This is a genomic window from Azotobacter chroococcum, from assembly GCF_002220155.1.
GTDB lineage: Bacteria > Pseudomonadota > Gammaproteobacteria > Pseudomonadales > Pseudomonadaceae > Azotobacter > Azotobacter chroococcum.
Genome location: NZ_CP011835.1, coordinates 315,570 through 341,290, shown reverse-complemented (window position 1 = coordinate 341,290; position 25,721 = coordinate 315,570). Strand labels below are relative to the sequence as shown.

21 protein-coding genes are annotated in these 25,721 nt (G+C 69.6%); 14 read left to right on the top strand and 7 right to left on the bottom strand.

What is annotated here, in order from left to right:
- Nucleotides 1-60: 60 nt before the first annotated feature.
- Nucleotides 61-1,797 (bottom strand): IlvD/Edd family dehydratase, encoded by a 1,737-nt coding sequence (locus ACG10_RS01595; RefSeq protein WP_089166866.1) that lies wholly within the window; start codon nt 1,795-1,797, stop codon nt 61-63.
- A gap of 185 nt (nt 1,798-1,982) precedes the next feature.
- Between ACG10_RS01595 and ACG10_RS01590 the strand changes: the two genes are divergently transcribed.
- The 5 genes from ACG10_RS01590 (at nt 1,983) to ACG10_RS01570 (ending at nt 10,534) form a co-directional block, all read left to right on the top strand.
- The gene (locus tag ACG10_RS01590; protein WP_089166865.1) at nt 1,983-3,284 is read left to right on the top strand and encodes an MFS transporter; all 1,302 of its coding nucleotides are present in this window, start codon (nt 1,983-1,985) and stop codon (nt 3,282-3,284) included.
- A 33-nt stretch (nt 3,285-3,317) separates the two neighbouring features.
- Nucleotides 3,318-4,316: an AraD1 family protein gene (gene araD1 / locus ACG10_RS01585; RefSeq protein ID WP_089166864.1), complete on the top strand. Its 999-nt coding sequence runs from the start codon at nt 3,318-3,320 to the stop codon at nt 4,314-4,316.
- A gap of 163 nt (nt 4,317-4,479) precedes the next feature.
- Nucleotides 4,480-6,057 (top strand): aldehyde dehydrogenase (NADP(+)), encoded by a 1,578-nt coding sequence (locus ACG10_RS01580; RefSeq protein WP_089166863.1) that lies wholly within the window; start codon nt 4,480-4,482, stop codon nt 6,055-6,057.
- A gap of 267 nt (nt 6,058-6,324) precedes the next feature.
- On the top strand, nt 6,325-7,584 hold the full coding sequence (locus ACG10_RS01575; protein WP_089166862.1) for an OprD family porin: 1,260 nt from the start codon (nt 6,325-6,327) through the stop codon (nt 7,582-7,584).
- A gap of 241 nt (nt 7,585-7,825) precedes the next feature.
- Nucleotides 7,826-10,534 (top strand): M10 family metallopeptidase C-terminal domain-containing protein, encoded by a 2,709-nt coding sequence (locus ACG10_RS01570; protein WP_089166861.1) that lies wholly within the window; start codon nt 7,826-7,828, stop codon nt 10,532-10,534.
- A 58-nt stretch (nt 10,535-10,592) separates the two neighbouring features.
- Here the strand turns inward: ACG10_RS01570 and ACG10_RS01565 are convergent, their stop codons facing one another.
- The 4 genes from ACG10_RS01565 to ACG10_RS01550 form a co-directional block, all read right to left on the bottom strand.
- Entirely contained in the window at nt 10,593-10,847 is a 255-nt protein-coding gene (locus tag ACG10_RS01565) for a DUF2790 domain-containing protein (protein WP_089166860.1), read from the bottom strand.
- A gap of 209 nt (nt 10,848-11,056) precedes the next feature.
- Entirely contained in the window at nt 11,057-11,761 is a 705-nt protein-coding gene (locus tag ACG10_RS01560) for an ABC transporter ATP-binding protein (RefSeq protein ID WP_089166859.1), read from the bottom strand.
- Entirely contained in the window at nt 11,754-12,968 is a 1,215-nt protein-coding gene (locus tag ACG10_RS01555) for an ABC transporter permease (protein ID WP_089166858.1), read from the bottom strand. The genes ACG10_RS01560 and ACG10_RS01555 overlap by 8 nt, the downstream gene beginning before the upstream one ends.
- Before the next feature lie 5 nt (nt 12,969-12,973).
- A complete protein-coding gene (locus ACG10_RS01550) occupies nt 12,974-14,155 on the bottom strand; it encodes an efflux RND transporter periplasmic adaptor subunit (RefSeq protein WP_232487170.1) in 1,182 nt (393 codons plus the stop codon).
- 290 nt (nt 14,156-14,445) lie between these two features.
- Here ACG10_RS01550 and ACG10_RS01545 point away from each other — a divergent pair, with 290 nt between their 5' ends.
- From ACG10_RS01545 to ACG10_RS01520, 5 genes are all read left to right on the top strand, one after another.
- Nucleotides 14,446-14,694 carry a DUF4160 domain-containing protein gene (locus ACG10_RS01545; protein ID WP_082045346.1) on the top strand — a complete coding sequence of 83 codons (249 nt, stop codon included), beginning with the start codon at nt 14,446-14,448 and terminating at the stop codon, nt 14,692-14,694.
- A complete protein-coding gene (locus tag ACG10_RS01540; protein WP_089166856.1) occupies nt 14,681-15,094 on the top strand; it encodes a DUF2442 domain-containing protein in 414 nt (137 codons plus the stop codon). The genes ACG10_RS01545 and ACG10_RS01540 overlap by 14 nt, the downstream gene beginning before the upstream one ends.
- A gap of 834 nt (nt 15,095-15,928) precedes the next feature.
- The gene (locus ACG10_RS01530) at nt 15,929-16,741 is read left to right on the top strand and encodes an amino acid kinase family protein (protein WP_089166855.1); all 813 of its coding nucleotides are present in this window, start codon (nt 15,929-15,931) and stop codon (nt 16,739-16,741) included.
- A gap of 11 nt (nt 16,742-16,752) precedes the next feature.
- The gene (locus ACG10_RS01525; RefSeq protein ID WP_089166854.1) at nt 16,753-17,574 is read left to right on the top strand and encodes an amino acid kinase family protein; all 822 of its coding nucleotides are present in this window, start codon (nt 16,753-16,755) and stop codon (nt 17,572-17,574) included.
- Nucleotides 17,575-17,892: 318 nt separating this feature from the next.
- The gene (locus ACG10_RS01520) at nt 17,893-18,867 is read left to right on the top strand and encodes a substrate-binding domain-containing protein (RefSeq protein WP_232487169.1); all 975 of its coding nucleotides are present in this window, start codon (nt 17,893-17,895) and stop codon (nt 18,865-18,867) included.
- Here the strand turns inward: ACG10_RS01520 and ACG10_RS01515 are convergent.
- Both ACG10_RS01515 and ACG10_RS01510 read right to left on the bottom strand, forming a co-directional pair.
- Nucleotides 18,818-20,221: a sensor histidine kinase gene (locus ACG10_RS01515; RefSeq protein ID WP_089169765.1), complete on the bottom strand. Its 1,404-nt coding sequence runs from the start codon at nt 20,219-20,221 to the stop codon at nt 18,818-18,820. The genes ACG10_RS01520 and ACG10_RS01515 overlap by 50 nt on opposite strands.
- Nucleotides 20,222-20,234: 13 nt before the next feature.
- Nucleotides 20,235-20,906: a response regulator gene (locus ACG10_RS01510; RefSeq protein WP_039801164.1), complete on the bottom strand. Its 672-nt coding sequence runs from the start codon at nt 20,904-20,906 to the stop codon at nt 20,235-20,237.
- 387 nt (nt 20,907-21,293) lie between these two features.
- Here ACG10_RS01510 and ACG10_RS01505 point away from each other — a divergent pair, with 387 nt between their 5' ends.
- The 4 genes from ACG10_RS01505 to ACG10_RS01490 all read left to right on the top strand — a co-directional run bounded on the left by ACG10_RS01505 (nt 21,294) and on the right by ACG10_RS01490 (nt 25,569).
- Nucleotides 21,294-22,274, top strand: coding sequence for a Bug family tripartite tricarboxylate transporter substrate binding protein (locus ACG10_RS01505; RefSeq protein ID WP_039801162.1), 981 nt, complete (start codon nt 21,294-21,296; stop codon nt 22,272-22,274).
- Nucleotides 22,275-22,322: 48 nt separating this feature from the next.
- Nucleotides 22,323-22,781: a tripartite tricarboxylate transporter TctB family protein gene (locus tag ACG10_RS01500; protein WP_089166853.1), complete on the top strand. Its 459-nt coding sequence runs from the start codon at nt 22,323-22,325 to the stop codon at nt 22,779-22,781.
- 1 nt (nt 22,782) lies between these two features.
- A complete protein-coding gene (locus tag ACG10_RS01495) occupies nt 22,783-24,306 on the top strand; it encodes a tripartite tricarboxylate transporter permease (RefSeq protein WP_089166852.1) in 1,524 nt (507 codons plus the stop codon).
- Between the two features lie 285 nt (nt 24,307-24,591).
- The gene (locus tag ACG10_RS01490; protein WP_089166851.1) at nt 24,592-25,569 is read left to right on the top strand and encodes a tripartite tricarboxylate transporter substrate binding protein; all 978 of its coding nucleotides are present in this window, start codon (nt 24,592-24,594) and stop codon (nt 25,567-25,569) included.
- Nucleotides 25,570-25,721: the final 152 nt, after the last annotated feature.

Sequence of the window (25,721 nt, the reverse complement as noted above, 5' to 3'; positions counted from 1 at the left end):
GACCGCGGGAAGTCCAGCAGGGCGACGCGGACCGGCGACAGCCGGGTCCGCGCCGGCACCTCAATGCGAGTGGCGCGGCACCTCCGCGCCGCGGCAGCCGACCAGGAAGTCGAAGTCGCAGCCCTCGTCGGCCTGCAGCACGTGGTCGATGTACAGCCGCCGGTAGCCGCCGTCCCAGAGCAGCGGCGCCGGCGGCGCCAGGTCGGCCAGGCGCGCGGCCAGCTCCTCGGCGGAAATGTCCAGGTGCAGACGGCCGCCGGCGCAGTCCAGCTCGATCATGTCGCCGTTGCGCACCGCCGCCAGCGGGCCGCCGGCGGCCGCTTCCGGCGCCACGTGGAGGACCACGGTGCCGTAGGCGGTGCCGCTCATCCGCGCGTCGGAGATGCGCACCATGTCGGTGATGCCCTTGGCCAGGACCTTCGGCGGCAGGCCCATGTTGCCCACCTCGGCCATGCCCGGATAGCCCTTGGGTCCGGCGTTCTTCAGCACCAGGATGCAGCTCTCGTCGACGTCCAGCGCCGGGTCAGCGATGCGCGCCTTGTAGTCGTCGAAGTTCTCGAACACCACCGCGCGGCCGCGGTGCTGCATCAGCGCCGGGGTGGCGGCGGACGGCTTGAGCACCGCACCCTTGGGCGCCAGGTTGCCGCGCAGCACGCAGATGCCGCCGTCTTCGCGCAGCGGGTTGTCCAGCCGGCGGATCACCTCGTCCTCGCCGTAGATCGGCGCCTGTGCGCAGTTCGCCCCCAGCGACTTGCCGTTCACCGTCAGCGCTCCGGGGTTGGGCAACAGGCCGCCCTCGTCCATCCGCCGGATCACTGCCGGCAGGCCGCCGGCGTAGTAGAACTCCTCCATCAGAAAGCGCCCGGACGGCTGCAGGTCGACCAGGGTCGGCATGCCGCGGCCGACGCGCGTCCAGTCGTCCAGCTCGAGGCTCACGCCGATGCGCCCGGCGATGGCCTTGAGGTGGATCACCGCGTTGGTCGAGCCGCCGATCGCCGCGTTGACCCGGATGGCGTTCTCGAAGGCCTCGCGGGTGAGGATCTTCGACAGGCGCAGATCCTCCCCGACCATCTCGACGATGCGCATGCCGGAGAGGTGCGCCAGCACGTAGCGGCGCGCGTCCACCGCCGGGATCGCCGCGTTGTGCGGCAGCGAGGTGCCCAGCGCCTCGGCCATGCAGGCCATGGTCGAGGCGGTGCCCATGGTGTTGCAGGTGCCGGCCGAGCGCGACATGCCGGCCTCGGCGGAGAGGAACTCGTCAAGGCTGATCTGCCCGGCCTTGTAGGCCTCGTGCATCTGCCAGACCACGGTGCCGGCGCCGATGTCGCGGCCCTTGTGCTTGCCGTTGAGCATCGGCCCGCCGGTCACCACGATGGCCGGCACGTCGCAGCTGGCCGCGCCCATCAGCAGGGCCGGGGTGGTCTTGTCGCAGCCGGTGAGCAGCACCACCGCGTCCACCGGGTTGCCGCGGATCGCCTCCTCCACGTCCATGCTCGCCAGGTTGCGGGTCAGCATCGCCGTGGGGCGCAGGTTGGATTCGCCGTTGGAGAACACCGGGAATTCGACCGGGAAGCCGCCGGCCTCCAGCACGCCCTTCTTCACGTGCTCGGCGAGCTTGCGGAAGTGGGCGTTGCACGGGGTCAGCTCCGACCAGGTGTTGCAGATGCCGATGATCGGCTTGCCCTGGAACTCGTGGTCCGGGATGCCCTGGTTCTTCATCCAGCTGCGGTACATGAAGCCGTTCTTGTCGGTACTGCCGAACCAGGCGGCGGAACGGAGGGGACGCTTGTCGGACATGGGAGGGCTCTCTTGTTTGATTTAGTAGTACTAATAAAAACAACGCGAACCGAAATTACCCCTTGAAAAGCCAAAATGGAAGGGTTGTTTCGCTAAATAGTATTACTATATAGTCCGCTGGCATCGCGAGGGCGGCCCGCCGCCCTGCACCCGGTCCTTACAACAACAACTGGAGACCGCAGCACATGAGCCCCGAAACGCGGCTTGTCCGCCAGATCACCACCAAACTGATCCCCTTCCTGATCCTGCTCTACCTGATCGCCTACATCGACCGCTCCGCGGTCGGCTTCGCCAAGCTGCACATGGGCGCCGACATCGGCCTCGGCGACGCCGCTTACGGCATGGGCGCCGGCCTGTTCTTCATCGGCTATTTCCTCTTCGAGATCCCCAGCAACCTGATGCTCGACCGCTTCGGCGCGCGCCGCTGGTTCGCCCGCATCCTGTTCACCTGGGGCCTGATGACCATGGGCATGGCCTGGGTCGACAGCCCGAGCGGCTTCTACGTGATGCGCTTTCTGCTCGGCGCCGCCGAGGCCGGCTTCTTCCCCGGCGTGCTCTACTACATCACCCAGTGGTACCCGGTCCGCCATCGCGGCAAGGTCCTCGGCCTGTTCATCCTCTCCCAGCCGATCGCCATGCTGGTCACCGGCCCGCTGTCCGGCCTGCTGCTGGGCCTCGACGGGCTGAGCGGCCTGCACGGCTGGCAGTGGCTGTTCCTCGCCATCGGCGCCCCGGCGGTGCTGCTGGCCTGGCCGACCCTGCGCATCCTCCCGGACCGCCCGAACCAGGTGGACTGGCTCAGTAGCGAACAGAAAGCCTGGCTGCTCGGCGAACTGGAGAAGGACCACCAGGAGTACGGCCAGACCCGCCACGAGAACCCGCTGCATGCCCTCAAGGACAGGCGCGTGCTGCTGCTGGCGCTGTTCTTCCTGCCGGTGACCCTGAGCATCTACGGCCTCGGCCTGTGGCTGCCGACCATCGTCCACCAGTTCGGCGGCAGCACCCTGGCCACCGGCTTCATCTCGGCGGTGCCCTATGCCTTCGGCATCCTCGGCCTGCTGATCGTGCCGCGCAGCTCGGACCGCCTGAACGACCGCTACGGGCACCTGGCGGCGCTGCATGCCCTTGGCGCCTGCGCCATGTTCTTCAGCGCCTGGCTGGGCGCGCCGGTGCTGCAGCTGGCCGCGCTGTCGCTGGTCGCCTTCAGCCTCTACTCCATCACCGCAGTGTTCTGGACCCTGCCCGGACGCTTCTTCAGCGGCGCCAGCGCGGCGGCCGGCATCGCCCTGATCAACTCCTTCGGCAACCTGGGCGGCTACTTGGGCCCGTTCGCCATCGGCGCGCTCAAGGAATACACCGGCAACCTGGCCTCGGGCCTGTACTTCCTGTCCGCCGTGCTCTGCTTCGGCCTGCTGCTGACCGGCATCGTCTACCAGCGCCTCGAGCGCCGGCAGGCGCAGCAGCCGGCCCACCTGGGCGGCGTCTGACGCGCCCGCCACTCACAAGACGAGGATTCGAAAATGCGCTTGATTCAATTCGAAGTGGCCGGCGGCGCGCGTCGCGTCGGCCTGGTGGACGGCGGCTTGGTCCGCGAAGTGCAGGATGCGGCGAGCAGCCGCGAACTGGCCCTGGCGGCCATCGCCGCCGGCCAGAGCCTGGCCGGATACATCGAGAGCCTGGGTCTGGGCGAGGCTCACGACTATGCCCAACTGCTCGCCGAGCGGCGCGTGCTGCCCCCGCTGGACCATCCGGACCCGGCCCACTGCCTGGTCAGCGGCACCGGCCTGACCCACCTGGGCAGCGCCTCGGCACGCGACAAGATGCACCAGCATGACGGCGAGGTCGAAGCCGGCATGACCGACACCATGCGCATGTTCCGCTGGGGCCTGGAGGGCGGCAAACCCGCCGCCGGCCAGGCGGGCGCGCAGCCGGAGTGGTTCTACAAGGGCGACGGTGGCATCGTCGTACGACCCGGCGCGGACCTGCCGCTGCCGCCGTTCGCCGAAGATGCCGGCGAGGAACCGGAGCTGGCCGGCCTCTACGTGATCGGCGCGGACGGCAGGCCGTACCGCCTGGGTTTCGCCCTCGGCAACGAGTTCTCCGACCACGTCATGGAGCGCCGGAATTACCTGTATCTGGCGCATTCCAAGCTGCGCTGCTGCAGCTTCGGCCCGGAGCTGCGCCTGGGCGGGCTGCCGCGCCACCTGGCCGGCTTCAGCCGCATCCGCCGCGGCGGCGAGGTGCTCTGGGAGCAGGAGTTCCTCTCCGGCGAGGACAACATGTGTCACAGCCTGGAGAACCTGGAGTACCACCACTTCAAGTACGCCCAGTTCCTCCGTCCGGGCGACGTGCACGTGCACTTCTTCGGCACCGCCACCCTGTCCTTCGCCGACGGCGTGCGAACGCGACCGGGCGACCGCTTCGAGATCGGCATCGCCGAGTTCGGCGAGCCGCTGACCAACGGCATCGCCCCGGTCGCAGACGCCCTGCCGCCGCCCGGTGACATCGGACGGCTGTGATTCTTCCCTGCCGTGCAGGCGCAACAATCGGCAAGTCATACGATGACATTCAACTTCCGACGTTGTACAGTTGCCCTGCACACCCCCTGACGCCCCAGCCGGGAAACTGCCCAGGCAGCCCGTCAATAACCGCCAAACCCTTACGGTTAGAGGAGTTGAATCAATGCGGATCGAAGGCAAGAACTACATCGCAGGCACCCGCAGCAGCCAGGGCGACGTCGTCGTCCACAGCATCGATGCGGCCACGGGCGAAAAGTTATCCTATGACTTTTACCAGGCCACGCCTGAAGAAGTGAACGCCGCCGCCGAGGCCGCCGCCGCCGCCTACCCGGCCTTCCGTGCCCTGCCCGCCGCCCGCCGTGCCGAGTTCCTCGAGGCCATCGCCGCCGAGATCGACGCCCTGGGCGACGACTTCGTCGCCATCGTCTGCCGCGAGACCGCCCTGCCCGCCGCGCGCATCCAGGGCGAGCGCGGCCGTACCTGCAACCAGATGCGCCTGTTCGCCCAGGTCCTGCGCCGCGGCGACTTTCACGGCGCGCGCATCGACCGCGCCCTGCCCGAGCGCCAGCCGCTGCCGCGCGTCGACCTGCGCCAGTGCCGCATCGGCGTCGGCCCGGTCGCGGTGTTCGGCGCCAGCAACTTCCCGCTGGCCTTCTCCACCGCCGGCGGCGACACCGCCGCCGCCCTGGCCGCCGGCTGCCCGGTGGTGTTCAAGGCGCACAGCGGCCACATGGCCACCGCCGAGGGCGTGGCCGACGCCATCGTCCGCGCCGCCGAAAAGACCGGCATGCCCGCCGGGGTGTTCAACATGATCTACGGCAACGGCGTCGGCGAGGCGCTGGTCAAGCACCCGGCGATCCAGGCGGTCGGCTTCACCGGCTCGCTCAAGGGCGGCCGCGCCCTCTGCGACATGGCCGCGGCCCGGCCGCAGCCGATCCCGGTGTTCGCCGAGATGTCCAGCATCAACCCGGTGCTGCTCCTGCCCGCGGCGCTCAAGCAGCGCGGCGAGCAGATCGCCAGGGAGCTGACCGCCTCGGTGACCATGGGCTGCGGGCAGTTCTGCACCAACCCGGGGCTGATCGTCGGCCTGCGCTCGGCGGAGTTCTCCGCCTTCCTGGCCGCCTTCGCCGCCGCCATGGCCGACCAGGGCCCGCAGACCATGCTCAACCCCGGCACCCTGAAGAGCTACGAGAAGGGCCTCGCCGCCCTGCACGCCCATCCCCAGGTCAGGCACCTGGCCGGCCAGCCGCAGGAAGGCAACCAGGCCCGGCCGCAGCTGTTCCAGGCCGACGTCGCCCTGCTGCTGGAAGGCGACGAGCTGCTCCAGGAAGAGGTCTTCGGCCCGACCACCGTGGTCGTCGAGGTGGCCGAACCGGCCGAGCTGGTCCGCGCCCTGCACGGCCTGCACGGCCAGCTCACCGCCACCCTGATCGCCGAGCCGGCGGATCTCACCGCCTTCGCCGCGCTGGTGCCGGTGCTGGAGCAGAAGGCCGGGCGCCTGCTGCTCAACGGCTACCCGACCGGGGTGGAGGTCTGTGACGCCATGGTCCACGGCGGCCCCTACCCGGCCACCTCGGACGCCCGCGGCACCTCGGTGGGCAGCCTGGCGATCGACCGCTTCCTGCGCCCGGTGTGCTACCAGAACTACCCGGACGCACTGCTGCCGGAGGCGCTGCAGAACGCCAACCCGCTGGGCATCCTGCGCCTGGTCGACGGCCAGCCGAGCCGCGAGGCGCTCTGATCCTTCCGGCTCGACTGGGGGCACAAGCCCCCGGATTCCCTAAAACAACAACGAACGGGAAACCCGCATGACCACTTCGCTCCGCGCTCGCCGCCGCATTCCGCCGCACATCCGTCTCCCCGGCACATCGCCGGGAACCTTGATCGCCTGATCTGCCAGCCCCGGCCACCGTCGCCGGGCTTTCTCCCTTTCGCCCAACGCATCCGCGACCGCGGAGGGGGGCCTTTTTGCGCCTTTTCCACCGAATCTTCACCGGTAACAACAACAATGAAGAACAGCACCCAACGCTTCCCGCTCCGTCCGTCCCCTGCCCTCGCCTGCGCTCTGCTGCTCGCCGGCACGGGCGCCCAGGCGGCCTTCGTCGACGACGCCAAGGGCACCCTGACCCTGCGCAACTACTACATGCAGCGCAACATGGTCGACCGCGCCACCCAGGCCAAGCGCGAGGAATGGGCCCAGGGTTTCATCCTCGATCTCAAGTCGGGCTATACCGAAGGGCCCGTCGGCTTTGGCATCGATGTGCTCGGCTTGTGGGCAATAAAACTCGACGGCGGCAAGGGCACCGGTGGCACCGAGTTGCTCCCCGTCGGCAAGGACGGCAAACCGGCCGACGACTTCGGCCGCCTGGCAGTGGCCGGCAAGCTGCGCTTTTCCGAAAGCGAGCTGAAGGTCGGCGAATGGAGCCCGGTGCTGCCGATCCTCAACTCCAACGACGGCCGCCTGCTGCCGCAGACCTTTCGCGGCGGCATGCTGACGGTGAGGGAAATCAAAAACCTGACCCTCCATGCCGGCCAGATGCGCGAGAACAGCCCGCGCAACGACTCCAGCATGGAGAACATGTCTATGAACGGCACGCCCGGCGCCACCTCCGACCGCTACAACTTCGGCGGCGTCGAGTACAGCTTCAACGACAACCGGACCACCGTCGGCGCCTGGTTCGGCCAGCTCGAGGACATCTACAAGCAGCGCTACTTCGAGATCCGCCATCTCCAGCCGCTGGGCAAGGACTGGTCGCTCTCCTCGCGGGTGGGCCTGTTCGACGGCGAGGAGGACGGCCGAGCCGAGGCCGGCGATCTGGACAACCGGACCCTGACCGGCCTGTTCGCCCTCAAGACCGGCGCCAACACCTTCACCTTCGCCTTCCAGCGCCTCACCGGCGACGACCGCTGGATGCGGGTCAACGGCACCAGCGGCGGCATGCTGCCCAACGACGGCTTCACCACCACCTTCGACAACGCCCGCGAGGAATCCTGGCAGCTGCGCCACGACTACAACTTCGCCGCCCTCGGCCTGCCGGGACTGACCCTCATGAACCGCTACATCAGCGGCAAGAACGTGCACACCGCGACGGTCAGCGACGGCGAGGAATGGGCGCGGGAGAGCGAGTTGGCCTACGTGGTGCAGAGCGGCACGTTGAAAAGTCTCTCCGTTAGATGGCGCAACGCCAGCCGGCGCGCCGACTGGGGCAGCAACAACAGCTACGACGAGAACCGGCTGATCGTCCAGTACCCGCTGTCGCTGTTCTAGCCCGGGCCGCAAGGCGCTCCGGACCAGCCCGGGTCCGGAGCGCCCGCTGCCGCGCAGGTCCGGCCCGCAACCAGGCGCGGACAGCCCCGTTTCCTCCCTCGCATGCATCCCTGCAGCCGGCGGCTTCCATCCGTTGTCCATAGGAAGCCCTTGCCGTTCGCCCCCTGGCCGAACCGGCAAGGGCGAGCGCTTCCCGACCGGAACGCCCGTCAAGAACGACAAACGATGCAAGGACCCGCGAATGGAAACCTCGACACTGAGCAGTAGCGTGCCGAACCCCACGCCCCGCGCCGCCACCGGCAAGATGCTGGTGGATGTGGCAGGCCACAACGATTTAAGCCTCGCCCTGGCCCTGCAGGCCGACAGCAGGGTGCTGCTGGCAGGCCACAGCTACGACACCGGCAGCCGGAACCACGACTTCAGCCTCGTCCGGCTGAACGCCGACGGCACCCTCGACACCGGCTTCGGCAGCCTCGGCAAGGCCCGCTTCGATATCGCGCAGGACTACGATGAGGGCCGCAGCCTGAGCGTGCAGCCCGACGGCAGGATTCTGCTGGCCGGCCACAGCTACACCTCCGACAGCGGCACTTACGACTTCAGTGTGATCCGCCTGAACGCCGACGGCAGCCTCGACACCGGCTTCGGCGACAACGGCAAGGTCACCGTCGATATCGCCGGGCGTTACGATCAGGTCAACGTCCTGGCCGTGCAGCCCGACGGCAGGCTCCTGATCGCGGGCTATGCCGGCAACGGCACGGACTACGACCTCAGCGTGATCCGCCTGAACGCCGACGGCAGCCTGGATACCGGCTTCGGCAACGGCGGCAAGGCCATCTTCTACGAAGCCGGTTTCGATTACAGCTACGGCCTGGCTTTGCAGCCGGACGGCAAGATCCTGCTGAGCGGGCTCGCTTCGTCCGACTTCGGCGTGATCCGGCTGAATGCCGACGGCAGCCTGGATAGCGGCTTCGGCACGGGAGGCAAGGTCCGCGTCGATGTCGGCGGGGAGACCGATATCGGCCGCAGCCTGAGCGTGCAGCCGGACGGCAAGATCCTGATGGCGGGCTACAGCTACGACACCAGCGGCGACTATTACCACTACAACTTCAGCCTGATCCGCCTGAACGCCGATGGCAGCCTGGATACCGCCTTCGGCGACGGCGGCAAGGCCATCGTCGATATCGCCGGCAGCAACGACCAGGGCTACAGCCTGGCCCTGCAGGAGGATGGCAAGATCCTGCTGGCGGGCTCCAGCTACAACCCCGGCAGCGGTAGTTACGACTTCGCCGTGATCCGCCTGAACGCCGACGGCAGCCTCGACACCGGCTTCGGCGGCGACGGCAAGGTCAGCATCGATATCGCCCGGGGCTACGACGAGGGCCACAGCCTCGCCGTGCAGCCCGACGGCAGGATCCTGATCTCGGGCCTCGCCTACAACCCCGCCAGCGGCCGCTACGACTTCGCCGTGATCCGCCTGAACGCCGACGGCACGCTCGACACCAACTTCGGCGCCCTGGACGACGGCATCGCCCTCGTCGAGGGCAGCGACGGCAACGACGAACTGGCCGGCGGCAACGCCCACGAGCTGCTGCTCGGCAAGGACGGCGAGGACCGCCTGGACGGCGGGGCCGGCGACGACATCCTCGACGGCGGCGCCGGACGCGACAGCCTGACCGGCGGCAGCGGCGCCGACCTGTTCCGCGTCTCGGCCCGCGCGGACAGCTACCGCACCGCCAGCGAGGGCTCGAGCGACCGGATCCTCGACTTCGACCCCGCCGAGGACCGCCTCGACCTCTCGGCGCTCGGCTTCACCGGCCTGGGCGACGGCCACGACGGCACCCTGGCGGTGCAGGCGAACGACACCGGCACCCGCACCTACCTCAAGAGCTTCGCGGCGGATGCCGAGGGGCGGCGCTTCGAACTCGTCCTGGAGGGCGACCACAGCGGCCTGCTCGGCAGCGGCAAGCTGATCTTCGCGCCGGTCTCACTCGAAGGCAGCGGAAGCAGCGACAGACTGACCGGCTCGTCGCTGGCGGAAATTCTCACCGGCGGTGCCGGCGACGACCGCCTGCATGGCGCCGGCGGCGACGACCTGCTCGACGGCGGCGCCGGGCGCGACCGGCTGATCGGCGGCAGCGGCGCCGACGTATTCCGCATCTCGGCCCACGAGGACAGCTACCGCACCGAGAGCGCGAGCTTCGCCGACCGGATCCGCGACTTCGATCCCGGCGAGGACCGCCTCGACCTCTCGGCGCTGGGCTTCAGCGGCCTGGGCGACGGCCACGACGGCACCCTGGCGGTACGGGTGAACGAGGCCGGCACGCGCACCTACCTCAAGAGCTTCGAGACGGATGCCGAAGGACGGCGTTTCGAGATCGCCCTGGATGGCGACCTCGTCGGTCGGCTCGACGGCGGCAACGTGCTTTTCGCCCCTGTGGCCCTCGAAGGAACCGAGGCGAGCGACAGCCTGATCGGCAGTGCGGCGGCAGAAAGCCTCGCCAGCGAGGCCGGCGACGACTACCTGCATGGCGGCGCCGGCGACGACAGCCTCGACGGCGGCCTTGGGCGCGACACCCTGGCCGGCGGCAGCGGCGCCGACCTGTTCCGCTTTGCAAGCCGCGAGGACAGCTACCGCACCGACGGCGAGAGCTTCAGCGACCTGATCCTCGATTTCGAGGCCGGCGAGGACCGCATCGATGTGTCGGCACTCGGCTTCAGCGGCCTGGGCGACGGCCACGACGGCACCCTGGCCGTGCAGGTGAACGACGCCGGCACGCACACCTACCTCAAGAGCTTAGAGGCGGATGCCGAGGGACGGCGTTTCGAGGTCGCCCTGGAGGGCGACTACGGCGGGCAGTTGTCCGCCGAGGCCTTCCTCTTCGCCGCGCCGGCGGTCACGACCACCCCGCTCGAGGTGATCGGCAGCACGCCGCCCGAACAGGTCGGCTGAAGGAACCTCACGACCGGCCAGGGGCGAAGCGCGAGGCCGGCAGCGGCAAGGACGCGTATCAGCTGCTCTGGCAACCTTTGCCCATGACGCTGTATTCGACGACGTGCCGCTGGCCCTGATGGTCTTCGTAGACCATGTGCACGGGGACGACCTCGCAGACGTTGCCCGGGTCCTCGACGCTGATGACCTTGGCAATGTCCAGCTTCGTTTCGTAGGTGTACTGCTCGACCTTGGTCTGCTCGGCGGCCTGGGCCACTCCGCCCAGCACGGCAAGGGAGGCGGCGGCCATGAAAACGGACAGGAAGCGTTTCATCGTGAATGTCCTAACTGTGCAAACTTTCGAAAGTCTTCAGTCGGAACGAATGACGCTGAAGGCACTGCGCAACCTGCCGGGCCGTTTGCGTGAGCCGGTATCTGCAGGTGTCGTGGCTTTTTCGTAAGCCAGCTATAGATTATTTCCCTAACGGTCCACGATAAATTCACTGCCTGACCAAAGGCTTCGTACTTTCCGGAAAGAATCGCTCAGGGCGCGCCCGGCGCGCCGACGATCCGCCCGTCCACCAGCTCGATGGTGCGCGGGCAGCCGGCCGCCAGGCGCGGGTCGTGGGTGACCACCAGCACCGCGCAGCCGAACTGCGCGTTGAAGCGGCGGAACAGCTCGAAGACGTTTTCCGCGGTGTGGGTATCCAGGTTGCCGGTCGGCTCGTCGGCCAGCAGCAGGGCCGGGTGGGTGACCAGCGCGCGGGCGATGGCGACGCGCTGCTGCTGGCCGCCGGACAGCTCGGTGGCCTTCTTGCCGGCGAAGCCTTCGAGGCCGACCTCGGCCAAGAGGCCGCGGGCGCGCTCGATGTCCCCGGCACCCGGCTTGCCGTGGCGGATCATCAGCGGCATCAGCACGTTGTCCAGCACGCTGAAGGCCGGAATCAGGTGGTGGAACTGGAAGACGAAGCCGATCGCCTCGTTGCGCAGGCGGGTGCGCGCCCGGTCGTCCAGTTCGCGGGTCGCCCGGCCCTGCAGGTAGAGCTCGCCGGCGCTCGGGCTGTCGAGCAGGCCGATGAGGTTGAGCAGGGTGCTCTTGCCCGAGCCGGACGGGCCGATCAGCGCGGTCAGCTCGCCGCGCACCAGGCGCAGGTCGATGCCGTGCAGCACCTCGGTCTCCTGCGGCGTGCCGGGGTTGTAGACCTTGCACACGCCCGCCAGGCGCAGGACCTCTTCAGGCTCAGACATAGCGGATCGCCACCGCCGGGTCGTAGCGCGCGGCGCGGCGCGCCGGCACGGCGGCGGCGAGCACGCCGGTGAGGGTCGCCACCGCCATGGCGCCGGGAATCAGGGTCGGCTCGACGAGGATCTCGAACAGCCGGGCGCCGAAGCGGTTGAAGGCCTGCACCAGCAGCCAGGCCAGCGCCCCGCCGACGCCCGAGCCGAGCAGCCCGAGCAGCCCGCCCTGGAGCAGGAAGACCCGCAGGATCTGCCCGCGCGGACTGCCCATGGCGCGCAGGATGCCGATCTCGCGGGTGCGCTGGACCACACTGACCGCCAGCACGCTGGCGATGCCGAAGGCCACCGAGAGGCCGACGAAGATGCGGATCATCTGGGTGGTCATGGTCTGCGAGCGCAGCGCATTGAGCAGTTCGCCGTTGGTGGCCATCCAGCTCTCGGCCTTCAGCCCGGTGAGCCGGGCCAGGCGCACGGCGATGTCCTCGGCAGCGAAGATGTCGGCGACCTTGGTGTCGATCACCGTCACCGCGCCGGGCAGGTCGAGCAGGGTCTGCGCCTGCTTGAGGTCCAGGTAGACGTGGCGGGCATCCAGCTCGCGCACGCCGAGCTCGAAGATGCCGGTGATATCGACGATCGCCTCGCGTCCCTCGCCGGCATCCAGGCGCAGCTTGTCGCCCAGGTCCAGGCCGAGGTCGTCGGCCAGCTCCTTGCCGACCACCGCATGTCCGGCGCCGATCTCGAAGCGCCCGGCGATCAGGTCGTCGGCCACCGGCACCACGCGCAGGTAGCGGGCCGGATCAATGCCCAGCAGGGCGACCGAGGCCCGCGCCACGCCGCGCCGGCCCATGGCCGGCCCGCTGACCACCGGCGACACGGCGAGGATGTCGGGCTGCCGGTCGAGCACGTCGCGCACGTCCTGCCAGTTGCTGATCGAGCGCAGGCGCTGCGGCCGCGGGTTCTCCAGGTCGAGGGCGAGCAGCCCGGGCGGCGCGGGCAGGACGCGGTTGACCTCGTCCGGCGGCAGCATGCGGATGTGCGCCTGGGTGCCCAGGGTGCGGGCGATGACGTTGCTCTGCAGCCCGGTGACCAGCGCAGTGATGAACACGATCACCGCGCAGCCGACGGTGATCCCCACCAGGATCAGCAGGGTCTGCAGGTAGTTGTCGAGCAGAAAGCGCAGGGCGATCTTCCATTCGAGCCACAGCGACCCGCCCATCGCCGTCACTCCGTCCGGCCCAGCGGCAGCGGCCGTTCGCGCAGGCGCACGCGCTCGCCTTCCCCGGCCGCCACGGCCAGCACCCGGTCGCCGGGCGCCAGGCCCTCGAGCACCTCGCTGAGCGCGGTGCCGCGCAGGCCCAGGCGCACCGCCACCCGCTCGACGTGCTCGCCGTTCAGGCGCAGCACCGCGCCGCGCGAACCGTCGCGCTCGAACAGCGCGTCGTTGGGCAGCACCAGCGCCTGCTCGCGGCGGCCGGTCTCGATGTTCACCGAGACGGTCATGCCCTGGCGCAGGAAGTCGGCCGGCTCGAGCAGGTCCAAGTGCACGTCGAGGGTGCCGCGGCTGGTGTCCACCGCCGGCGCCAGATAGCCGACCCGGGCGGCGAGGACCCGCTCGGGATAGGCGTCGGCGACCACCTGGGCGAGCTGCCCGGGGGCGACCGGCGCCAGGTCCTTCTCGTCCAGCGGCAGGAGGATCTCGCGGGTGCCTTCACGGGCGATCTCCAGCAAAGTGCGGCCCGGCTGCACCAGATCGCCGGGCTCCACCGCGCGGGTCTGCACGATGCCGTCGACCTGGGCATGAATGCGCGTGCGCGACAGCGCCACGCGCGCCGCCTCCAGGCGCTGGCGCAGCACCCGCTCCTCGCTGCCGCCCGCGCCCAGCGCCGCGGCGGCCAGACGCGCCCGCTCGTGGGCGACCCGCGCGGCCGTCTCGGCGCGGCGCGCCTGCTCGCGCTCCTCGGCGCCGACCACCCGGCGCTCGGCGAGCACATCGCGGCGCTCCCGCTCGCGGCGCGCCTGCTCCAGATTGGTCCGGGTCTCGTTCAGCAGCGCCTCGGCCTGCGGGCGGGTGGAGCGCAGCAGCTGCTCCAGCGCCGCCTCGGCCTCGCGGACCCGGGCACGCTGCTCGTCATCGCGCAGCTCGAGCAGCAGGTCGCCGGCGCGCACCGCATCGCCCTCGCGCACATGACGGGCCGCCACCACCCCGGTGATCTCGCTGCCGACCTGGGCGAGGGACTGGCTGCCCACTTCGCCGCTGGCCACCACCCGCTGCACCAAGGGCCGCAGCTCCAGCCGATAGCCGGGCAGCTCGGGACCGCGCCAGCTGCGCCAGAACCAGCCGCCGGCGACGGCCAACGCCAGCAGGACGAGCCACAGGAAACGCGAACGCAGGGGGGAAGGCACCGGCTCTCCTTGAATCCGGCCAGGGGTGGCCAGTCGTGACTGGACGAGCCCAGCATAGCAAGCGCCACGGCGAGCTTCAGCGGGCGAAGCGCACGCTATCACCAGGTAGCAGCCCTTCCGGCGCGTCACTCGCCCTGCCGCCCGGTATTCCAGCCGCGGGTGTCCAGAGGAAAAGGAGGCCTCCATGATGGACCGGCTCCGCTTCGCCGGCCTGTCGACCTTGCGTCACTACACGGGCAAAAGGAGCGCCCAATAAATCCAAGCGTTTAGGTTTTTGCTATCCTGCCCGCATGCCAACCGTCCTGCGCTTCAACGGCCTGCGCGCCGTGATCTATCCCAACGATCATCGTCCGGCGCATGTGCATGTCATGGGGCATGGCTGCGAGGCGGTATTCAACCTGCACTGCCCGGCAGGGCCTCCTGAGCTGCGAGAGAACTTCGGGTTCTCACTCAAGGAGCTGAATAGCATCGAATCCATGCTCGCAGCGGAACTCCCGACTGCGTGCGCTGAATGGGAGGTGATCCATGGTCAGCCATGAAGCATTCGAACAAGCCAATACCCGTGCAGCGGCACTTAAGAAGCACGGGCCACAGGCGGTATCCGCCCGTTATGACAAGCGCGTGCATCGCCTGGTGATCGGTCTGAGCAGCGGCATCGAGATTGCCTTCCTGCCGCATGCCGCCGAGGGGCTGGAAGGTGCCAAACCCGCCGATCTGGACATCATAGAAATCAGCCCATCGGGACTCGGACTGCACTTCCCCAAGCTGGATGCCGATCTCTACCTGCCAGCGCTGCTGGAGGGCTTCCTGGGCAGCAAACACTGGATGGCTGCGAAGCTCGGCCAGCAAGGCGGGAAGGCCAAAACGGCGGCCAAAGCTGCGGCGGCGCGAGAGAACGGGCGCCTGGGCGGACGTCCACGCAAGCAAGAGCGTTGTTAATTCCGCCTCCGGCGCCCACTCGGTCTTCCGATCGGATTCCGACAGCGGGCCGCTAGCGAGCACATTGGCCTCCCGTTCGCCCTGTCGTGCGCCGAGCGGACGCATCATGTCGAAGACCATCGGCTCCGGAATATGCGGATAGTCGCCGGCTTCGCCGGACGACGCATGCGCAGGTGATCCAACTGCGCACGACAACAAACCCACGGCCGGCCACAGACATACAAAGCGAAGCACATTCACCACAAGTCTCCAGGAAGCGCAGAAAACAACTCTGCAAGACATGCACTGCTATATCGGCCCACGCTGAAACATGACTTGATGGAGACTTGCCGATAAACGCCACACTCCCGGACATGCGACGGCAGGACTTTACCGACAACAAATAAGATCATTCGGCCTTGGTCATTCTCCGTTGAGAATCGGGGAAATATCGCCACCCTTCCCGACAGCCTGAAACCCGCCTGGAACGGGCCGCCACAAACGAAAGCACATATAAAAACCGTATCGCCATGCCACCGGAAGCATTCGAAAATGGCAGTCCGGCTTATTGAACTCCGAACTGCCCCATATAAGACACTCCCCAAACCAACGGACCGTTTTCAATAGACGAACATATACAGAAGCCAAGGTACTCTGTAGTTGCATCTATAGAACGCTATTTCCTAAAATTTAATAGCGATGTGCCTATTGCGAACGGACACATCAGCCCCTCTCTGAACAATTCATCGCAATCAATCCCGGATATTTCACCACGGCGTTGTCGGGGCCCGCGGATCTGCGGGCCCGCCGGGAAGTGCTGCGGTGAATGGCAACGAAACGACCAAAGGATCTCCCATGACCCACTCGACAGCGGAGCTCGAAGAGCTCCTCATGCAGCGCTCGCTGACCGACCCGCAGCTTCTGGCGGCAGCGGCACAGGCCGCGGACTTCCGGATTCTGCCGAACGCAACCGTCCTCAAGATCGGCGGCCAGAGCGTCATCGACCGCGGCCGCGCGGCGGTCTACCCGCTGGTGGAGGAAATCGTCGCCGCCCGCAAGAACCACAAGCTGCTGATCGGCACCGGCGCCGGCACCCGCGCCCGCCATCTCTACTCGATCGCCGCCGGCCTCGGCCTGCCGGCCGGCGTGCTCGCCCAGCTCGGCTCCTCGGTGGCCGACCAGAACGCCGCCATGCTCGGCCAGCTGCTGGCCCAGTACGGTATCCCGGTGGTCGGTGGCGCCGGCCTTTCCGCCGTGCCGCTGTCGCTCGCCGAAGTCAACGCCGTCGTCTTCAGCGGTATGCCGCCCTACAAGCTGTGGATGCGTCCCTCCGCCGAAGGCGTGATTCCGCCCTACCGCACCGACGCCGGCTGCTTCCTGCTGGCCGAGCAGTTCGGCTGCAGGCAGATGATCTACGTGAAGGACGAGAACGGTCTCTACACCGCCAACCCGAAGACCTCGAAGGACGCCACCTTCATCCCGAAGATCTCCGTCGACGAAATGAAGGAGAAGGGGCTGCACGACTCGATCCTCGAATTCCCGGTGCTCGACCTGCTGCAGAATGCCCAGCACATCCGTGAAGTGCAGGTCGTCAACGGCCTCATCCCCGGCAACCTGACCCGCGCGCTCGCAGGCGAGCACGTCGGCACCATCATCACCGCGAGCTGAGGAGCACGGCCATGACCAACACCATCAAGCATGTTCTCTCGCCGCTCGCGAGCCAGACCCTCCAGGACCGCGACCTGACCCGCCCGGTCGCCGGCAAGCGCCCGATCCGCCTGCTGCCCTGGCTGCAGGTCGTCAAGATCGGCGGTCGCCTCATGGACCGCGGCGCCGACGCGATCCTGCCGCTCGTCGAGGAACTGCGCAAGCTGCTGCCCGAGCACCGCCTGCTGATCCTGACCGGTGCCGGCGTCCGTGCCCGCCACGTCTTCAGCGTCGGCCTCGACCTCGGCCTGCCGGTCGGCTCGCTCGCCCCGCTGGCGGCCAGCGAAGCCGGGCAGAACGGCCACATCCTCGCCGCGATGCTCGCCGCCGAGGGCGTCTCCTACGTCGACCACCCGACCATCGAGAGCCAGCTGGCCATCCACCTCTCCGCCACCCGCGCCGTGGTCGGCAGCGCCTACCCGCCCTACCACCACCACGAGTTCCCGGGCTCGCGCATCCCGCCGCACCGTGCCGACACCGGCGCCTTCCTGGTCGCCGACGCGCTCGGCGCGGCCGGCCTGACCATCGTCGAGGACGTCGACGGGGTGTACACCGCCGACCCGAAAGGCCCCGACGCCGGCAAGGCGCAGTTCCTCGCCGAGACCAGTGCCGCCGACCTCGCGAAGCTCGAAGGCACGCTGCCGTTCGACTGCGCACTCCTCGAAGTCATGGCCAACGCCCGCCAGATCGAACGCGTGCAGGTGGTGAACGGCCTCGTGCCGGGTCGCCTCACCGCCGCGCTGCGCGGCGAGCACGTCGGAACCATCATCCGTACCGGCGCGCGTTCGGCCTGAGCCGCCGCGCCTCCGGGGGGCGCGGCGTGACGAATGCGGAGAGATGGGCGCTTCTTCGGATACGAAGAGGCGCCCCGGGAAACCGAAAAGCGGGAGCGCCCGGCCCTGGTTCGCCGGGCGGCCCGCTCTCGACGGCAACACCCCCCCGGAATCACCTGCAAATCGTGCCGCTACCGGTGAAGTCCGGGGAGTATCATCTGCGCGTCGAGGGATGGCGAGCAGGGAGCTGCCTTGAAAGGATCGTCACCGTTACGCCGGCTTTCCGCAGCCGGCCTGCTTTGCGGGTCGCTGCTCGCCCCTCCGGCCGGAGCCGAGGCGTTGCGCTTCGCCCTGGTCGCCAAGCGGATGGACCAGTCCTTCTACGCGCTGGCCGGCGAGGGCTGCGCCGAGGCCGCGCAGGCCGAGGGCGACACCTGCCTGCTGCTCGGCCCCCTGGGAAGGCAGCATTTCCGCCGGCAGAACGAAGTCCTGAGCCAGGCCCTCGCCCGGGACGATCTGGACGGCATCGGCCTGGCGGTCAGCCACTCCGGCTGGCTGGCCGAGCACGCCCTGAAAGGCGCGGGCAGAATCCCGCTGATCGCCTTCAACTCGGATCTGGCCCCCGCGGAACAGCACCTGCGCCGGAGCTACGTCGGGCTCGACAACCTGCGCTTCGGCCGGCAGCTGGCCATGCTCGCCCAGCGCTTCAGGCCGCAGGGCGGCAAGCTGTGCATCCTGAGCGGCGGCATCCAGAACACCAACCACCTGGAGCGTATCCAGGGCATCCGCCGGCAGCTGCGCGGCAACCCGGCCGAGGATGGTGCGACCGGCCGGCTGAAGGGCGAGAACGGCTGGAGCGAAGCGAGCCGCTGCCCCCTCTACGACAACAGCGATCCGGCCAGCGCGCGGCTCAGGCTCGCCACCCTGCTGGCCACCGGCAGCCAGCTGGATGTCATCGTCGTCCTCGGCATCTGGCCGATTTACGAGGCGGACGAGTACCGCAGGCAGATCGGCCCGCTGCTCGCCGCACTCGACAGACAGGGCCGGCGCCCGGCGATCATCGTCACCACCCACGAAATGGACGCGGCGCAGCGGGCGCTGCTCGACGACGGGCTGGCCCAGGCCTATCTGAACATGGAGAGCCGGGAGATCGGCCGGCAGAGCTACCGGATGCTCAAGCGCCTGGCGCAGGGCGAGCCCGTTCCCGAGAAGGTCTTCGTCGCCAGCCACGTCTACCTGCCCGGCGTGCCGCCGACCGTTGCCCCTACGCCTCCTCCGCCCGGCGTACCGGCGGAAACTCGATCCGCACCCTGAGCCCGCCGCTGGCCCCGTCCAGCAGGCGGATCGCCGCCTGGTGCGCCCGGCAGATCTCGCCGACGATCGCCAGCCCGAGCCCGGCGCCGCCGCGCTGCGGGTCGAGCCGCTGGAAGCGCTCGAAGACCTTCTGCCGGGCGCTTTCCGGGATGCCCGGGCCGTCGTCCTCGACCTCCAGCACGGCCGGCGCGGCGACCCGCAGGATCACGTTGCCGCCCGGCGGGGTGTGCGCCAGGGCGTTGTCCACCAGGTTGCTGAGCAGCTCGTTGAGCAGCGTCGGCTCGCCCGTCACCCAGACCTCGTCCGGCCCCTCGAAGGCCAGCGCCACGCCGCGGGCGTGGGCCAGGGGCGCCAGGGCCAGGCCCAGCTCGCGGCACAGCGAGCCCAGCTCGACCGGCTCGGCGCCGCCCTCGGCGATCGCCTGGGCGCTGCTTTCGATGCGTGCCCAGGAGAGCAGCTGGTTGGCCAGGTGGGAGAGCCGGTCGCCGCTCTGCCGGGCCTCCTCCAGGGTGCGGTACCAGGCGTCCGGGTCGCGCTCGCGCAGGCCCAGTTCGAGACGCGCCTTGAGCGCCGCCAGCGGCGTGCGCAGCTCGTGGGCGGCGTCGGCGATGAACTGCGACTGGCGCTCCAGGAGGCGGCGCAGGCGCCCGGTGAACAGGTTCAGGGCGGAGACCAGCGGCAGCAGCTCGCGCTGCACCGTGACCCGCGGCAGCGGCCGCAGGTCTTCCGGGCTGCGCTCCTCCACCGCCTGGCGCAGGCGCTCCAGTGGGCGCAGCGCGGCGGTCACCACGAACCAGGCCAGGGCCATGGCGCAGACCGCCAGCAGGCCCATGCGCAGCAGGGTATCGACGAGCAGGCCGCGCGCCATGCGCTCGCGGGCCTCCTCGGTCTCGGCGACGCGGATCTCCGCCATGCCGCTCAGGGTGGTTTCGCTGACCGGCTGCTGCAGGCTGACCACCCGCACGCTCTGGCCCCGGTAATGGGCGTCGTAGAAGCGCGCCAGGGCCGGGTAGTCGCGGGTCAGCAGGGTGTCCACCGGCGCCCCGGGCAGGTTCTCGTAGCCGGACACCAGCTGGCCGTGGATGTCCAGCACCTGGTAGTAGATGCGCCCGGCGCTGTCGAAGGCGAAGCTGTCCAGGGCCAGGTAGGGGATGTCGGCGCGCAGGCTGCCATCGGTTTCGGACAGCCCGTCGGCGATGCTCCGCGCCGAGGCCAGCAGGGTGCGGTCGTAGGCCCGGTCGGCGGCCTGGCGGCCGTTGTAGTAGGCGCTCAGCCCGCTGACCGCCAGCAGCACCGCCAGCAGCCCGGCCATGCGCCGCAGCAGGCGGCCGCGCAGGCTGCCGTCGACGCGGATGCCGCCGGCCGGCTCATTCACCGCGCGCCTCCAGCAGGTAGCCGAGGCCGCGGAAGGTGACGATGCGCACGCCGCTCGCCTCCAGCTTGCGGCGCAGGCGGTGGACGTAGATCTCGATGGCGTCGGGGCTGACCTCGTCGTCCAGGCCGAACACCTGGGAAGCCAGCTGCTCCTTGCTCATCACCCGTCCCGGCCGGGCGATCAGCGCGCTCAGCACCGCCTGCTCGCGGGCGGTCAGGTTGAGCGGCTCGCCGGCCAGGCTGAAGCGGCTGGTGGCCAGGTCGTAGACCAGCTCGCCGCAGTGCTGCTGGCGCTCGCCGCCGAGCACGCTGCGGCGCAGCAGGGCCTTGACCCGCGCCTCCAGCTCGGCCAGCTCGAAGGGCTTGGCCAGGTAGTCGTCGGCGCCGAGGTTGAGCCCCTGCACGCGGTCCTTGACCTCGGCGCGGGCGGTGAGCATCAGCACCGGCACCCGGTTGCCGCGCTCGCGCAGGCGGGCCAGCACCTCGAAGCCGTCGAGCCGCGGCAGGCCGACGTCGAGCACCACCAGGGTGAAGTCCTCGCTGGACAGCGCCAGGTCGGCGGCCACCCCGTCGTGCAGCACGTCCACGGTCAGCCCCGCCGCGCGCAGCGCCTGGGCCACGCTGTCGGCCAGCGGGGCGTGATCCTCGACCAAAAGAATGCGCATGGCGGTCTCCGCAGATGGGCTCATGCAAGCCAGTGTACAGGCCCGAAGCCAGGTTGATCAGCCGGGATCGGCGGCGAAAGCGCAGTGAAAGCCTGGTGAAAGGTTGGACCACTAGGATGGCTCCAGAGTCGCTTCCCGGGTCCGCCCCGCACGCGCCTCACCCCGGCAGCCGCCGTGCAGTGACGCGGCTTCCCGACAACAACAACAATGGAAACCACTGTATGCCTCGCATCCCGCTCGCCCCGCTGGCGCCCCTGCGCGTCCGCCCGCCCCAGACCGCCTTTCGCCTGTCTTGCCCCCGCCGCCGGCGTCCGCCCGCGACCGCCTGCCCGTCCGTCTGAAACCGCGTTTCCTGCGACAACAACAACAATCCAGAGGAAAACCTCCATGCGTCCATCGCTGCGCAATACCCTGCTGGCGGCCGGCTCGGCCGTGCTGCTGTCCGCCCCGCTGAGCGCCGAGCCCAAGCGCCCCGAATGCATCGCCCCGGCCGCCCCCGGCGGCGGTTTCGACCTCACCTGCAAGCTGGCGCAGAGCGCGCTGGTCGAGGCCAAGCTCCTGGAGAAGCCGATGCGCGTCACCTACATGCCCGGCGGCGTCGGCGCGGTGGCCTACAACACCATCGTCGCCCAGCGCCCGGCCGATCCCGGCACCCTGACCGCCTTCTCCAGCGGCTCGCTGCTCAACCTCGCCCAGGGCAAGTTCGGCCGCTTCGACGAGAACGCGGTGAAGTGGCTGGCGGCGGTCGGCACCAGCTACGGCGCCATCGCCGTGCGCGCCGACTCGCCCTACCAGACCCTCGCCGACCTGGCCGCCGCGATCAAGGCCAACCCCGAAAAGGTGGTGATCGGCTCGGGCGGCACCGTCGGCAGCCAGGACTGGATGCAGACCGCGCTGATCGCCAAGGCCGTCGGCGTCGATCCGCGCCAGCTGCGCTACGTGGCCATGGAAGGTGGCGGCGAGATCGCCACCGCGCTGCTCGGCGGGCACATCCAGGTGGCCAGCACCGACATCTCCGACTCCATGCCGCATGTCGAGAGCGGCGGCATCCGCATCCTCGCGGTGCTCTCCGACAAGCGCCTGGACGAACCGGCGATGGCCGCCATCCCCACCGCCCGCGAGCAGGGCTACGACGTGGTCTGGCCGGTGATCCGCGGCTACTACCTGGGACCCAAGGTGAGCGACGCCGACTACGCCTGGTGGAAGGACTCCTTCGACCGCCTGCTCGCCTCCGAGGACTTCGCCCGCCTGCGCGACCAGCGCGAGCTGTTCCCCTTCGCCATGACCGGCCCCGAGCTGCAGGCCCACGTGTCGAAGGAAGTCGCCCGCTACCGCGAGCTGGCCAGGGAATTCGGCCTCACCCAGTGATCACACTGGCGAAGCCCCCCTGCCGGGGCTTCGCCCGAGGACGCCATCATGCTGCTGCAACGCCTGTTCCTGGCCGCCTGGCTCGTGCCTGCGCTGGCCATGATCTACATCGGCTCCGCCTACCAGGCGCCGTTCGCCTACGAGCCGGTCGGCCCGCGGGCCTTTCCCCTGCTGATGCTGGGACTGCTGGCCGCCGGCCTGGTCTACCTGCTGATCCATCCGACGCCGCTGGCCGACGATCCCGACGAACTGCCGCCCGGCGTGGAGGGCTACCGCAAGGTGGGGCTGGGCATCGCCCTGCTGCTGGGCTTCGCCCTGGCCTTCGAGCCGCTCGGCTTCATCCCCGCCAGCATCCTCGCCGGGCTGTGCTTCGCCCGCCTGTACGGCGGCCGCTGGCTGCCGAGCCTCGGCCTCGCCGTGGCCCTGGCGCTCGGCCTGTACCTGCTGTTCGACCGCCTGCTCGACGTGCCCCTGCCGCTCGGCCTGCTCGCCGGCCTGGAGATCTGACATGGAAACCCTCAACTTCCTGATGCAGGGCTTCGGCGTCGCCCTGACCCCGAGCAACCTGCTGATCGCCCTGATCGGCACCCTGATCGGCACCGTGGTCGGTCTGCTGCCCGGCCTCGGTCCGATCAACGGCGTGGCGATCCTGATTCCGGTGGCCTTCGCCTTCGGCCTGCCGCCGGAGTCGGCGCTGATCCTGCTGGCCGCGGTCTACCTCGGCTGCGAATACGGCGGGCGGATCTCCTCGATCCTGCTCAACATCCCCGGCGAGGCGGCGACCCTGATGACCTGCCTGGACGGCTACCCGATGGCCCGCCAGGGCCGGGCCGGAGTCGCCCTGTCGCTGTCGGCGTGGAGCTCCTTCCTCGGCGCCTTCATCGCCACCTGCGGCATGGTGCTGTTCGCGCCGATGCTGGCCAAGTGGGCGATCGCCTTCGGCCCGGCCGAGTACTTCGCGCTGATGGTGCTGGCCATCGTGGCGCTGGCCGGGATGGCCGGCGACAAGCCGATGAAGACCCTGGTCGCCGCGCTGCTCGGCCTGTTCCTCTCCTGCGTGGGGATCGACGCCAACAGCGGCGTGTACCGCTTCACCTTCGACAGCATCCACGTCGCCGACGGCATCCAGTTCGTGGTCCTGGTGCTCGGCCTGTTCTCGGTCAGCGAGATCCTCCTGCTGCTGGAGAAGACCCACCACGGCCAGCAGGCGGTCCAGGCCACCGGGCGCATGCTGTTCAATTTCAACGAGGCGCGCCGGGTGTTGATGATCAACCTGCGCTGCGGCATCGGCGGCTTCATCGTCGGCGTGCTGCCCGGCGCCGGCGCCACCCTGGCCAGCGCCCTGGCCTACTCGACGGAAAAACGCATGGCCGGCGCCGACGGGCAGTTCGGCAAGGGCGACATCCGCGGCTTGGCCGCCCCGGAAACCGCCATCGGCGCCTCCTGCTGCGGCGCCATGGTGCCGATGCTGACCCTCGGCGTACCCGGCTCGGGCACCACGGCGGTGATGATCGGCGCGCTGACGCTGTACAACATCACCCCCGGCCCGCTGCTGTTCCAGAACGAGCCGGAGCTGGTCTGGGGCCTGATCGCCTCGCTGTTCATCGCCAACTTCATGTTGCTGGTGCTCAACGTGCCGATGATCAAGCTCTTCACCCGCATCCTCGCCGTGCCGAACTGGGCGCTGGCGCCGGCGATCGCCATCATCACCGCCATCGGCGTCTATGCCGTGCACGCCACCACCTTCGACCTGCTGCTGATGGTCGCGGTGGGCATCCTCGGCTACGCCATGCGCAAGCTCGACTTCCCGCTGTCGCCGCTGCTGCTCGGCTTCATCCTCGGCGGCCACATGGAGCAGGACCTGCGCCGCGCCCTGTCGATCTCCAACGGCGAGCTGGACATCCTCTGGTCGAGCGGCATCGCCCAGGGCACCTGGGCGCTGGTCGCGCTGATGCTGGCCCTGCCGCTGCTGCGCATCTGGCGCCGCCGCGCCGCCCGCCGTCAGGCCGCGCCGGCCGCCCTGGCGGAATAAGCGCCCGCGGGGCGCCCCGGACAGGGCGTCCGGGGCGCCCCGCCCACCGTCTGAAAGCCTGGCGAAAGCCAGCCGCACTAGGCTCGGAGGCCAAGATCGCCAGCCGCACTCCCGCGGCCAGCGACGACAACAACGAGGGAATCCCCCCGCATGCCTTGCTTCCCCCGCACCACCGCCCGCCCCACGCCTCCTGCCTGTATCCTGTACCTGCCGGCCCTGCCGGCGCCCGGCCATGCCCCGTCCCGGGCGAGCGCCTGCGCATGAACCGCAGCGGAGGAGACACCCATGGGCCCATCGATCCGTCGAGTCCTGCTGGCGGCCGCCGCGCTGCTGCTGTGCAGCGCCCGGGCCGCCGAACCCGTCTCTCCGGAGTGCATCGTCCCCGCCGCGAGCGGCGGCGGCTTCGACCTGGTCTGCAGGCTGGCGCGCCAGGCGCTGCAGGAAGCCGGGCTGACCGACCGGCCGCTGCAGCTCTCCTACATGCCGGGCGGCGTCGGCGCGGTGGCCTACAACACCATAGTCGCGCAGCGACCGGCCGAGCCCGGCACCCTGGTGGCCTTCTCCAGCGGCTCGCTGCTGAACATCGCCCTGGGCAAGTTCGGCCGCTTCGACGAAACCGCGGTGCGCTGGCTGGCGGTGATCGGCACCAGCTACGGCGCCCTGGCGGTGCGCGCCGACTCGCCCTACCGGACGCTCGACGACCTGCTCGCGGCGCTGCGCAAAGACCCGGGCTCGGTGGTGATCGGCACGTCGGGCACCATCGGCAGCCAGGACTGGATGCAGCTCGCCCTGCTCGCCCGGCTGGCCGGCATCGACCCGCGCGAGCTGCACTACGTCGCCCTGGAGGGCGGCGGGGAAATCTCCACGGCGCTGGTCGGCGGCCACGTGCAGGTGGGCAGCACCGACATCTCCGACTCCATGCCGCACCTCAACAGCGGCGCCATCCGCCTGCTCGCGGTGTTCGCCGAACAGCGCCTGGACGAGCCGGCGATGGCCGCCATCCCGACCGCCCGCGAGCAGGGCTACGACGTGGTCTGGCCGGTGCTGCGCGGCTTCTACATGGGCCCGCAGGTGAGCGATGCCGACTACGCCTGGTGGAAGAACGCCTTCGACCACCTGCTCGCCTCCGAGGACTTCGCCGCCCTGCGCGACCGCTACGAGCTGTTCCCCTACGCCCTGACCGGCGCCGAACTGGACGCCCATGTCCGGCAGAAGGTCGCCCGCTACCGGGAAATGGCCCGGGACTTCGACCTGATCCGCTGAGCCGGCCGCCGGCGTCCGCCTTCCCGGCCCCGTCCGGGCCCCTCCCGCTCCCCCACCCCGCGACGCGCCGCCGGCCCGGGCGCCGCGCGCCGTCGCCCCCGCACGAGGCCTTGCCGTGACCTTTCGACTCCCGCCGTTCCTCGCGGACCTCG